10 protein-coding genes are annotated in these 11,670 nt (G+C 71.7%); 7 read left to right on the top strand and 3 right to left on the bottom strand.

Annotation, left to right across the window (positions count from 1 at the left end):
- The 6 genes from Vse01_RS22880 to Vse01_RS22855 form a co-directional block, all read left to right on the top strand.
- On the top strand, positions 1–721 hold a 721-nt coding region (locus tag Vse01_RS22880), incomplete at its 5' end, for a winged helix-turn-helix domain-containing protein (RefSeq protein WP_204019262.1).
- A complete protein-coding gene (locus tag Vse01_RS22875; RefSeq protein ID WP_373870703.1) occupies positions 718–1,335 on the top strand; it encodes a DUF2752 domain-containing protein in 618 nt (205 codons plus the stop codon). The genes Vse01_RS22880 and Vse01_RS22875, both read left to right, overlap by 4 nt.
- A gap of 62 nt (positions 1,336–1,397) precedes the next feature.
- A complete protein-coding gene (gene thyX, locus Vse01_RS22870; RefSeq protein ID WP_093410405.1) occupies positions 1,398–2,141 on the top strand; it encodes an FAD-dependent thymidylate synthase in 744 nt (247 codons plus the stop codon).
- Between the two features lie 78 nt (positions 2,142–2,219).
- Positions 2,220–3,146 (top strand): 4-hydroxy-tetrahydrodipicolinate synthase, encoded by a 927-nt coding sequence (dapA, locus tag Vse01_RS22865; protein WP_093410140.1) that lies wholly within the window; start codon positions 2,220–2,222, stop codon positions 3,144–3,146.
- A 52-nt stretch (positions 3,147–3,198) separates the two neighbouring features.
- Positions 3,199–4,890 carry a ribonuclease J gene (locus Vse01_RS22860; RefSeq protein ID WP_093410143.1) on the top strand — a complete coding sequence of 564 codons (1,692 nt, stop codon included), beginning with the start codon at positions 3,199–3,201 and terminating at the stop codon, positions 4,888–4,890.
- 166 nt (positions 4,891–5,056) lie between these two features.
- Positions 5,057–6,241: a S1 family peptidase gene (locus Vse01_RS22855; RefSeq protein WP_093410145.1), complete on the top strand. Its 1,185-nt coding sequence runs from the start codon at positions 5,057–5,059 to the stop codon at positions 6,239–6,241.
- 48 nt (positions 6,242–6,289) lie between these two features.
- Here the strand turns inward: Vse01_RS22855 and Vse01_RS22850 are convergent, their stop codons facing one another.
- A complete protein-coding gene (locus tag Vse01_RS22850; RefSeq protein ID WP_093410407.1) occupies positions 6,290–7,822 on the bottom strand; it encodes a type III secretion system chaperone family protein in 1,533 nt (510 codons plus the stop codon).
- Between the two features lie 116 nt (positions 7,823–7,938).
- Positions 7,939–8,418: a YbjN domain-containing protein gene (locus Vse01_RS22845; RefSeq protein ID WP_093410148.1), complete on the bottom strand. Its 480-nt coding sequence runs from the start codon at positions 8,416–8,418 to the stop codon at positions 7,939–7,941.
- A 112-nt stretch (positions 8,419–8,530) separates the two neighbouring features.
- On the opposite strand from Vse01_RS22845, the gene Vse01_RS22840 reads away from it, so the two are divergent.
- A complete protein-coding gene (locus Vse01_RS22840) occupies positions 8,531–10,978 on the top strand; it encodes an FtsK/SpoIIIE family DNA translocase (protein WP_093410150.1) in 2,448 nt (815 codons plus the stop codon).
- A gap of 464 nt (positions 10,979–11,442) precedes the next feature.
- On the opposite strand, the gene Vse01_RS22835 is transcribed toward Vse01_RS22840, so the two are convergent.
- On the bottom strand, positions 11,443–11,670 hold the full coding sequence (locus tag Vse01_RS22835) for a hypothetical protein (protein ID WP_093410153.1): 228 nt from the start codon (positions 11,668–11,670) through the stop codon (positions 11,443–11,445).

Below are 11,670 nucleotides of genomic sequence, written 5' to 3'. Positions count from 1 at the left end.
GGAGTATCTCTTCTGGGCCGGCGAGGTGTGCGCGGCACAGCGCACCGGCTCCTTCGCCCGCCGCTACGACCTGCCGGAGCGGGTGCTACCGGCGGAGGTCCTGGCCGCGCCGACGCCTACCGACGCGCAGGCTCACCGCACGCTGGTGGGCGTCGCGGCCCGGTCGCTCGGGGTGGCCTCGGAGCCGGAGCTGCGCGACTATTTCCGGCTGCCGGTGGCCGGTGCGCGGCAGGCCATCGCCGAGCTGGTCGAGGCGGGGGAGTTGCGACCGGTCACGGTCCAGGGGTGGCGGCAGCCCGCCTGGTTGCACGCCGAGGCCCGGCTACCCCGCTGGGTACGCGGCAACAGCCTGGTGAGCCCCTTCGACCCGCTGGTCTGGGAACGCGCCCGCACCGAGCGGCTGTTCGACTTCACCTACCGCATCGAGATCTACGTGCCCGCGCCGCAACGGGTGTACGGCTACTACGTGCTGCCGTTCCGCCAGGGCGAGCGCTTCACCGCCCGGGTCGACCTGAAGGCGGACCGCAAGTCCGGGGTGCTGCTGGTGCCGGCCGCCTGGGTGGAGCCGGGCGTCGACCCGGGGGAGACGGCGATCGCGCTGGCCGCCGAGCTGTACCGGCTGGCCGGCTGGCTCGGCCTCGACGCGGTGGCGCCGCCGGCCGCCGGTGACCTCGCGGCGCCACTGGCCGCCGCGCTGGTGGGCGTGGCCGGTGTACGGTGATGCTCGTGACGAGCGTTGACCGACCGGACGCCCAGCCGCAGACCGACCTGCACGGCGAGCACCCACATGGTCGCCTGGACGCCGGTCACCCGTCCGGTGGGCCGGCGGGCGCAGCGCAGCAGGGCGACTGGCCAGCGGGATATCCAGCCGGCTATCCGGTGGTCGAGTCCGACCGGCTCACCCGGTTCGTGACCCGGATGCACGCTCGCACGCCGCGCTGGGTGGTGCCGTTGGCTGCGGTCGGCTGTGTCGCCGCGGGCATCGGGTACACGCTGCTCAGCGATCCCACCCGCTCCGCGCCCGATGCCCTGCCGACCTGCCTGCTCAAGCTGACCACCGGGCTGGACTGCCCGGGATGTGGCGGCACCCGTGCCCTCTGGTACGTGCTGCACGCCGATCTGCCGGCCGCCGCCCGTCACCACTTCCTCTTCGTCTTCGCGCTGCCCTTCCTGGCGTACCTCTTCGTCGCCTGGGCCGGTCGGCAGGCGTTCGGTTGGCGGCTTCCCGAGCTACGCATCGGTCCGAAGCTGGTCGGTGGGTTCCTCGCCGCCTGGCTCGCCTTCTCGGTGGTCCGTAACCTGCCCTGGGCCCCGTTCACCGCCCTCTACGTGTAGCGCCCGGACCGGCGTTTTCCGGTCGTCAGCGGGTCTCGACTACAGTCCCAGGAATGCCGGAGATGGTGCAGCCCCAGGTCAGGTTGATCGCGTGGACCCAGTTCGACCCGCCGGAGGACGTGCCGTGGTCGACCGATGCCGACGGGGGGCAGGCGCTCGCGGAGTTCGCCGGGCGGGCCTGCTACCAGAGTTGGAAGAAGCCGAATCCGGCGACGGCCACCAACGCCGGCTACCTGGCGCACATTCTGGAGGTCGGGCACCTCTCGGTACTGGAGCACGGCTCAGTGAGCTTCTACTTCACCGGTGTGTCCCGCTCGTTCACCCATGAGCTGATCCGGCACCGGCACTTCTCGTACTCGCAGCTGTCGCAGCGGTACGTGCCGGAGCGGGACGCCGCGATGGTGGAGCCGACGGTCATCGCCGAGGACCCGGAACTGCACAAGCGGTTCGTCGAGGCTGCCGAGGCCAGCGTACGGGCCTACAACGACCTGCTGGAGGGGCTGGAGCGGCGCTTCGCCGACGTGGCGAACCCGACCCTGCGGCGCAAGCAGGCCCGCCAGGCGGCCCGGGCGGTGCTGCCGAACGCCACCGAGACCCGCATCGTGGTGACCGGCAACTACCGGGCCTGGCGGCACTTCGTCGGCATGCGCGCCACCGAGCACGCCGACGTGGAGATCCGTGAGCTGGCGGTGGAGTGCCTCCGACAGTTGCAGCGGGTCGCGCCGAACGTCTTCGCCGACTTCACCATCTCGACGCTGCCCGACGGCACGGAGGTGGCGCAGAGCCCGTACGCCCAGGTGTCCTGACGGGCGTCGGACCGCCCGCCCGGGGCTGGTGAGCCCTTCCCCGGTGGCCGGCCGTCGGCCGTCCGATAGGTTGTCACCATGACGCACGACCACCTCGACGCTCCGGTGCGAACGGCCTCCCGTCCGTTCGGCCGGGTGCTCACGGCCATGGTGACCCCGTTCACCGCCGACGGGGCGCTCGACCTCGACGGCGCGGCGCGGCTGGCGGATCATCTGGTCGCGGAGCAGGGCAACGACGCGTTGGTGGTCAACGGCACCACCGGCGAGTCACCGACCACCACCGACGCCGAGAAGGAACGCCTGATCCGGGTCGTGGTGGAGGCCGTCGGCGACCGGGCCCGGGTGGTGGCGGGGGTCGGCACCAACGACACCCGACACACCATCGAGCTGGCGACCTCCGCGGAGAAGGCCGGTGCGCACGGGCTGCTGGTGGTCACGCCGTACTACAACAAGCCGCCGCAGGCCGGTCTGCTACGCCACTTCACCGAGGTGGCCGATGCCACCGGGCTGCCGGTGATGCTCTACGACATCCCGCACCGCTCCGGTGTGGCGATCGAGACCGAGACCCTGGTCCAGCTCGCCGAACACGGCCGCATCGTCGCGGTCAAGGACGCCAAGGGCGACCTGACGGCGACGAGTTGGGTGACCAGCCGGGCCGAGCTGGCGTACTACAGCGGCGAGGACGCGCTCACCCTGCCCGCTTTGGCCGTCGGCTGCGTCGGCGTGGTGGGCACCTCCACGCACTTCACCGGTGCCGAGACCAAGCAGATGATCGAGGCGTACGACACGGGGGACACGGCGACCGCGTTGACGCTGCACCGCCGCCTGCTACCGCTGTACACGGGGATCTTCCGTACCCAGGGTGTGATCCTGGTCAAGGCTGGCCTGGCGGCGCAGGGCCTGCCGGGCGGGCCGGTCCGTCCACCGCTGGTGGACGCCACCGATGGCGAGATCGCCCAGCTGCGCGCCGACTGCGCGGCGGCGGGCCTACCGCTCCCTGAATGATCAAACGACACGACGGACGCCGGGTGACGGCGTCACAGAATGAGGTGAACGCGTGACCGAGGCGCACAACGAGGAGGCCCAACTTCCACCGCCGCTGCCGGAGGGCGGACTGCGGATCATACCGCTCGGCGGGCTCGGCGCCATCGGCCGGAACATGACCGTCTTCGAGTACGACGGCAAGCTGCTGGTCGTCGACTGCGGCGTGCTCTTCCCGGACGTGGAGCAGCCCGGTGTCGACCTGATCCTGCCGGACTTCGGCCCGATCCTCGACCGGCTCGACGACATCCAGGCGATCGTCCTGACGCACGGCCACGAGGACCACATCGGTGCGGTGCCCTACCTGCTCGCACACAAGCCCGACATCCCGCTGGTCGGCTCACAGTTCACCCTCGCGCTGGTGGAGGCGAAGCTGGCCGAGCGGCGCATCCAGCCGTACACGCTGACCGTGCGGGAGGGCGGCCGGGAGCGGCTCGGCCCGTTCGAGTGTGAGTTCTTCGCCGTGAACCACTCGATTCCCGACGCGCTCGCGGTGGCCATCCGGACCCCGGCCGGGCTGGTGCTGCACACCGGCGACTTCAAGATGGACCAGTTGCCGCTGGACGGCCGGATCACCGACCTGGCCGGCTTCGCCCGGCTCGGCGCCGAGGGCGTGGACCTGCTGCTGTCGGACTCCACCAACGCGGAGATTCCGGGCTTCGTCACGCCCGAACGGGAGATCGGCCCGGTCCTCGACGCGATCTTCGCCAAGGCCCGGGGTCGGATCATCGTCGCCTCGTTCGCCTCTCACGTGCACCGGGTGCAGCAGGTCTTCGACTCGGCCGCCGAGCACGGTCGCAAGGTAGCCCTGATCGGCCGGTCGATGGTCCGCAACATGGGCATCGCGCGGGATCTGGGTCTGTTGAACATCCCGCCCGGCCTGGTCGTCGGCCTCGACGAGGCGACCTCGATGCCGCCCGAGCAGATCGTGCTGATGTCCACCGGTTCGCAGGGCGAGCCGATGAGTGCCCTGGGCCGGATGGCCAGCGGTGATCACCGGCACATCACCATCGCACCCGGTGACACGGTGGTGCTCGCCTCGTCGCTGGTGCCGGGGAACGAGACCTCCGTCTACCGGGTGATCAACCGGCTCGCCCGGGCCGGTGCGGTGGTCGTGCACAAGGACGTGGCAAAGGTGCACGTCTCCGGACACGCCCCGGCCGGGGAACTGCTCTACCTGCTCAACGTGGTTCGGCCCAGCAATCTGATGCCGGTGCACGGCGAGTGGCGACACCTGCGCGCGCACGCCCGGCTGGGTATCGAGTCCGGCGTGGCAGCGGATCGGGTGGTGCTCTGCGAGGACGGCGACGTGGTCGACCTGGTCGAGGGGCGGGCCAGCCTGGTGGGGCACGTCAAGAGCCGCTACGTCTACGTCGACGGCCTGGCCGTCGGCGACGTCAGCGAGTCACTGCTCACCGAGCGGCGCATCCTCGGCGACGGTGGCTTCATCGCCGCGACCGTCGTGGTGGACTCGGTCACCGGCAAGGTGGTCGCCGGCCCGACCGTCTCGGCCAAGGGGTTCTCCGAGGATCCGGGAGCGTTCAACGCGGTGATCCCGCTGGTGACCGAGGCGCTCAACCGGGCCGCTGCGGACGGGATCACCGACCCGCACCAGCTCCAGCAGATCGTTAGGCGCACCGTGGGCCGCTGGGTCAACGACGCGTACCGCCGTCGCCCGATGATCGTTCCCACCGTCGTCGAGGTCTGACCACCGGGCGTACCGGACCGACTTCGATGGGCCACCACACCTGGCGGGTGGTGGCCCATCGGCGTCAGCAAATCGATTAGTCGGTGGGCGGGTTCAACCGGTCGGGCCTTTTGCCCGTACTCCGAGCCGGCAGGCGTAACCGCGCCAGCCGGGAGGAGCATGGCGGATGGACCGCAGACGATTGACAGCCATCGGTGTCGTGGTGGCGGCTCTGGGCGCGGCGACGGCGGTCGCCCTGCCGTCGTTCGCCGGTGACGGTGGCGCGCCGGTCGGCGCACCGACCAGTGCGGCGGTGGAGGGCGCCGACCCCGACGTGGTCGAGGCGATGCGACGGGACCTGCGGCTGGACGAGTCGCAGGTGGCCGCGCGTCTGAAGACCGAACGCTGGGCATCCGGGGTGGTCGACCAGCTCCGGGCGGATCTCGGCGCGGCCTACGGCGGCAGCTGGCTCAGCGCCGACGGCAGCGAACTCAACGTGGCGGTCGCCGACGCGGCACAGGCGCAGCGGGTCCGGGCCGCCGGGGCGGTCCCGAAGGTGGTCGAGCGTGGGGTGCGTCAGCTCGACACCCTCAAGACGCGGATGGACCGTACCGCCGCTCGTGCCCAGCAGGTCTCCGGCTGGTACGTCGACGTCGCCGCCAACACCGTGGTGGTCCTCGCGGAGCCGGGCGCGGAAGCGGCCGGGTGGCGTTTCGTGGCCCGCGCCGGGGTGCCGCGGACCGCGGTGCGGATGGCCACCGAGGAACAGCCACGCCTCTTCGCCGACGTACGCGGCGGCGAACCGTACTTCATCGGCAGCGGCCGTTGCTCGGTCGGCTTCGCGGTGGCTGGCGGCTTTGTCACCGCGGGCCACTGCGGGCAGGTCGGTGACCGCACCACCGGTGCCGACCGGGCACCGCAGGGCGTCTTCCGGGCCTCGTCCTTCCCCGGTGACGACTGGGCCTTCGTGCAGGTCAACAACAACACCCGGGTGCTGCCGGAGGTGACCGACTTCCGGGGCGGGGTGGCCCGGGTGGCCGGTTCGCAGGAGGTGCCGGTCGGTTCGTCGATCTGCCGCTCCGGCTCCACCACCGGGGTCAGGTGCGGCACGGTACAGGCCCGCAACGCCACCGTCCGCTACCCGGAAGGGCTGGTGGGCGGCCTGGTGCGGACCAACGTCTGCGCCGAGCCCGGTGACTCCGGTGGCTCGTGGATCTCGGGCAACCAGGCGCAGGGCGTGACCTCCGGCGGATCCGGCGACTGCGTCCGCGGTGGGACCACGTTCTACCAGCCGGTGAACGAGATCCTCCAGCGCAACAACCTGACCCTGCTCACCACGCAGAATTTCCGCGCCCTGAGCAGCCGGCGCTGATCCGCCCCATCCCGGCCGGGTGCTTCTTCCGCGCCCGGCCGGGTCGGGTCAGGGCAGGGCGGCGACCGCCGCCGCGTACGCGACACCGGTGCGGACGGCGGCGTCGACCAGCACCGCGACCTGATCCGGGGCGACGCCGTACGCCAGGTCGGTGGTCACCTCGCCGGCCAGCACCAGCTCACCGTCGCCCGGCTCGTGCACGTACGCCTTGGGGAGCAGCCGGTCCCGGTTCCAGGCGTTGCAGAAGGCGTACGCCTCCGTGCGCCGGGTCGCCGCCAGCCGACGCCCGGCCACCACCCGGGCGTGCAGGATGTCGTGGCGTTCTCCGGCCCGCCGAAACTGGATCACCGCATCGCCCCAGCGTCCCAGCACCGTGCCGGCGGCATCGACGGTGTACCCGTCACCCCGCCGATCCAGCGCATCGATGATCATGGCGACGGTCAACGCGCCGATCTCGTCGACGGCCAAGTCGGTGCCACCGCCGTCCGGTCCCGTCCGGTCGTCGGACTCCCCGCCCGGCCCGAACTCGTCGGCCGACTCGAACTCCTCTTCGGCCGGCAGCGGCACCGGCGGGACGAGCGGACGCTCGGCCAGCCAGGCGGCAATCCGGCCGGACTGGTGCCCGGTGCCGTTGCGGGCGTCGAAGCTACCGGCCAGCGTGGTCGCGACGGCGAGCAGTTCAGCGCCGAGCTGACCCACCGTGACCTCGGCGGCCGGCCGTCCACCGTATGCCGGTCGGTGGACCGCCCGACCGGTGGCTGTCTCGCCCGCCAGCGCGCAGACCAGCGCCCCCGCCGCGGCGAACTCCATGACGGACAGATCCTCGTGCGGTCGGTCCAGGCGGGGCAACTGCTCGACGACGATCTCCACACCGCGGTCGAGATGCCCACCCAGTGCACAGAAACGCAGGTGGGTGGCGAGCTGGCCGAACCCGTCGGGTTCCGTCCGGTGTCGCCGGTACGCCCGTACGTGCGCGTGACCCGCCCGCCGCGCGTGGCCTGCCCGCAGCCAGGGCAGCAGCGCCGCGGTCAGGGCCGCCTCCGGCTGGGCGGTGCAGCCGGCCGGGGCGTCGAGCAACGGATTGAGCACGTCGAGCGCCGCAGCCCAGTCGCCCCAGCCGGCCAGCAGCTCCGCCTGCCGTACCGGCAGGCAGTCGGGGCATCCGGCGGCCGTATCGGGTGCCCCGACCCGCCACCGTGCCAGCCACCGGCGGGCGGCGGGCTCGTCGCCCACGTGATCGGCGATCCGGCACCGCAGCTGCGCCACCAGCGCCGCGTTTGCCTCGCCGCCTTCCTCGGTGAGCCCGTTCAGGACGCCGCGAGCCTGGTCCAGGCTGATGCGGGGGGTGCCGAGCAGCGCCTCGACGGCGTACCGCCGATAGCGGCGCAGCGTGTCGTCGTCCGGCTCCGCTGCCCGCAGGCAACGCCGGACCGGCTCGAACAGCCGCCACCGTTCGCCGCCGCGCAGGTGCGTCTCGACCAGCTCGGACCAGGCGTCCAGCGCGGTACGCCGATCGTCGTCCGCCTCGGCGAGAGCGGCGACCCGTTCCAACTCGCTGACGCGCACCTCGCCGTCGGGCATGTCCCTCGCCTCGGCGAGGGCGGTGGCGATCCGCTGGTCGGCGCGTACGCCGTCGGCCGGCCGGGCGGTGCCTCGCGTCCGGCCGCGGCTCCGGCGAGCGCCGGGGACCGGCCCGGTCACGGGCGCGCCGTCCCCGCGAACCGGTCCACCTCGTCGGCGAGTCGGCAGCCGGCCGAGATCCCCCGGTCGAGCAGCCGATCCAGTTGGTGCGGGGTGACGCCCCGTTCCAGGTCGGTGATGACCTCGCCGCAGACCCGGGCCTGACCGGTGTCGTCGATGTGCACGAACGCCTTCGGCCAGAACCGGTCCCGGTTCCAGGTGTTGCAGAAGTCGTGCAGCCACGGCACGTCCTGGACCGCGAAGGCGGGCGCAGCGACGGTGCGTACCTGGAGCAACTCCCCGGCGTCTCCGGCGCGGAGGAACCAGATGTGCCCCTGCGCCCACCTGCCCACCAGCGCGCCGTCGGCGTCGCCGGCCACGGTGTGACCGCGACGGCTCAGCACGGCGGCGACGAGTTCCCGGGTCAGCGGTCGCAGCGTCGACGGATGACCCGCCAACGGGTCGCCGGCGTGGTCCTCGAATTCCGGCGACCCCATCGGACACTCCCTCGCGAGGCGAATATCACGGCAGGCGGCAGGGACCGCGTTGCGACACGCGGAGCGACCAGGATGACCGGCCAATCACCCGGCCCGCCGTTACGGTGATGCTATGGCGGGCCGTACCCCTCAGGCGAGTCGGCGGCGCGGCGCGTCGCCGCGTGGTAGCACGAACAGTCGTGCCCGCCAGCCGGCCAAGAAGACCCGTGCGCCGGTGCGCCGCCGTACCTCGACCAGGGGGCCGGGCCCTGCCGCGTACGTCGGTCGGGCGATCCAGGCACTGTGGATGGGGTTGGCCCACGGGGTCGGCTGGGCGGTGCGCGCGGCGGGTCGGCAGGCCGCCTCGGCCCGCGACCTCGACCCGGAGCATCGCCGCGACGGCGCCGGCCTGCTGCTCATCGGTCTCGCCCTGCTCGGTGCGGGCGCGATCTGGTTCTCGGCCGCCGGCCCGGTCGGTGCCCGACTGGCCGACACGGTGCGGCTCTTCCTCGGGGCGATCTCCATCGTGGTGCCGGTGCTGCTGGGCATCGGCGCCTGGCGGCTGATGCGCCAGCCCGGCGACCCCGAGCACCGGGGGCGCGGGTTGGTCGGCTGGGGGTCCATGCTGGTCTCCACCGCGGCGCTGCTGCACATCGGCCAGCAGCCGGCCGGCCCGGGCGAGCGGGATTTCGCAGGTGGCCTGATCGGCGCGGGGGTGGGCAGCGTGCTGGAGCGCGCGGTCACGGCCTGGGTGGCGGTGCCGTTACTGGTCCTGTTGCTGGTGTTCGGGCTGCTGGTGGTAACCGCGACGCCGATCAACAAGATCCCCGAGCGGCTCGGCCTGCTGGCCGGCGGGGTGGTCGGGCAGGACGAGACGGAGACGGCGGAGGCGCCTGCGACGCCGACTCGCCGCCGTCCCGCCAAACGTGCGGCACCGCCGGTCGACCCGGACGATTTCGACGACCTGGACGGCGCGGACCTCCAGGAGACCTTGGTCCTGCCCCGCAAGGCGCCGTCCCGGGTACCGGCCAGCCGCAAGCCCGCCGAGCCGCCGGAGCACTCGCCCGCGCCGACCCGGGCCGAGCAGTTGGCGCTGACCGGCCTGGCTGGCGACTACACGCTGCCGCCGTCGAACATGCTCGGCAGCGGGGCCGCCCCGAAGACCCGCAGCAAGGCCAACGACGAGGTGATCGCCGCGCTCACCGGTGTCTTCGACCAGTTCGACGTCGACGCGGCGGTGACCGGCTTCACCCGGGGCCCGACGGTGACCCGCTACGAGGTCGAGCTGGGCCACGGCGTCAAGGTCGAGCGGATCACCCAGCTCTCCCGCAACATCGCGTACGCGGTGAAGTCCCCGGACGTACGCATCCTGAGCCCGATCCCGGGCAAGAGCGCGGTGGGTGTGGAGATCCCGAACACCGACCCGGAGAACGTGGCCCTCGGTGACGTGCTGCGCTCGCGCGCCGCCACCAGCGACCACCATCCGATGGTGGTCGCTCTCGGCAAGGACATCGAGGGTGGCTACGTGGTGGCCAACCTGGCGAAGATGCCGCACATCCTGATCGCGGGGGCCACCGGGGCCGGCAAGTCGAGCTGCCTGAACAGCCTGCTCATGTCCATTCTGACCCGGGCCACGCCGGACGAGGTGCGGCTGCTGCTGATCGACCCGAAGCGGGTCGAGATGACGGGCTACGAGGGGATCCCGCACCTGGTCACCCCGATCGTGACCAACGCCAAGAAGGCGGCCGACTCACTGGAGTGGGTCGTCCGTGAGATGGACATGCGCTACGACGACCTCGCCGCCAACGGGGTCCGGCACATCGACGACTTCAACCGCAAGGTGCGCAACGGCGAGATCAAGGCGCCGCCGGGCAGCGAGCGCGAGATGCGTCCGTACCCGTACCTGCTGGTGATCGTGGACGAGTTGGCCGACCTGATGATGGTCGCCCCGCGCGACGTCGAGGACTCGATCGTACGGATCACCCAGCTCGCCCGGGCCGCCGGCATTCACCTGGTACTCGCCACCCAACGGCCCTCGGTCGACGTGGTGACCGGTCTGATCAAGGCCAATGTGCCGTCCCGGCTGGCGTTCGCGACCTCGTCGCTGGCCGACTCCCGGGTCATCCTCGACCAGCCGGGCGCGGAGAAGCTGCTCGGCCGGGGCGACGGGCTGTTCCTGCCGATGGGCGCCTCGAAGCCGGTGCGGATCCAGGGCGCCTGGGTCACCGAGCGCGAGATCAACGACGTGGTGAAGTTCTGCAAGGACCAGCGCGAGCCGGAGTTCCGCCCGGACGTGCTGACCCCCGCGCAGGACAGCAAGAAGAAGATCGACGAGGACATCGGCGACGACCTGGACCTGCTGACGCAGGCGGTCGAGCTGGTGGTCACCTCGCAGTTCGGCTCGACCTCGATGCTGCAACGCAAGTTGCGGGTCGGCTTCGCCAAGGCGGGCCGGCTGATGGACCTGATGGAGACCCGGGGCGTGGTCGGCCCGTCGGAAGGATCCAAGGCACGTGACGTGCTGGTCAAGCCGGACGAGCTGGAAGAGGTCCTGGATGGTCTGCGGGGCGGCGATGGCTGAGCCGACGCCCCTTGCCAGCTGGGCCGGCTGGCCGAGGCAGGCGTCGAGGTGCTTGCCGAGCCGCAGCCGTGGGGCGAGCTGACCAACCTTCGTTACTCAAGGTGAATTCCTGCCCGAGAACCCACCTACCCCTCTGCCTCCTTTGCTCTGCTTCAATATACGCAACGGTCACCGAAGGTAACGGTCGATCGTCCGCTGGCGGCGGATGCGTTTTCATCGCCCCAGTTCAGAAGCGGTTGCGTGGGTTGAAGCAGAGCAAAGCGGCGGAAGGGGAAGGGGCGGCTGCCCGCTGGCGCTACGGTTCGTGTTTGGCCCGCGATGTTGCTGTCCGTAGCGGCGTTCGGCCGGGCTTCTTGGTAGCGGAACAGCCATGCGGGGACGAGGGTGGGACGTCGACGCAGGGGTGGAAGAGGTCATGGAGATGGCCCGCCGCGGAATGCGGCGGGCCATCGAAGTAGCCGGGATCAGAGGGCGCTGAGGATCAGCATGCTCAGCAGCATGGCGACCACGTTGGCCGCGGCGGCGTACCAGCCGAGCGGCTTGTCACCGAGCACCGCGCCGACGACGCCGAGAACCAGACCGATGACTCCGAAGAGGATCGGGTTGAGTAGCAGCGCGAGTACCGCGCACACGAAACCCACGATGGTGCAGATGCGGGCGGCGCTGGTCGAGCGGACGGTGCTGGTGGCCAT

Source organism: Micromonospora sediminimaris, from assembly GCF_016863575.1.
Classification (GTDB): Bacteria; Actinomycetota; Actinomycetes; order Mycobacteriales; family Micromonosporaceae; genus Micromonospora; species Micromonospora sediminimaris.
This window is presented reverse-complemented; position numbering and strand designations above follow the sequence as displayed.

What these genes read in the sequence shown, in the direction of transcription:
- dapA (WP_093410140.1), top strand. Translation starts at nt 2,220, where the DNA reads ATGACGCACGACCACCTCGACGCTCCGGTGCGAACGGCCTCCCGTCCG.
- thyX (WP_093410405.1), top strand. Translation starts at nt 1,398, where the DNA reads ATGGTGCAGCCCCAGGTCAGGTTGATCGCGTGGACCCAGTTCGACCCG.
- Vse01_RS22835 (WP_093410153.1), bottom strand. Translation starts at nt 11,670, where the DNA reads ATGGCCACCAGCACCGTCCGCTCGACCAGCGCCGCCCGCATCTGCACC.
- Vse01_RS22845 (WP_093410148.1), bottom strand. Translation starts at nt 8,418, where the DNA reads ATGGGGTCGCCGGAATTCGAGGACCACGCCGGCGACCCGTTGGCGGGT.
- Vse01_RS22840 (WP_093410150.1), top strand. Translation starts at nt 8,531, where the DNA reads ATGGCGGGCCGTACCCCTCAGGCGAGTCGGCGGCGCGGCGCGTCGCCG.
- Vse01_RS22855 (WP_093410145.1), top strand. Translation starts at nt 5,057, where the DNA reads ATGGACCGCAGACGATTGACAGCCATCGGTGTCGTGGTGGCGGCTCTG.
- Vse01_RS22850 (WP_093410407.1), bottom strand. Translation starts at nt 7,822, where the DNA reads ATGCCCGACGGCGAGGTGCGCGTCAGCGAGTTGGAACGGGTCGCCGCT.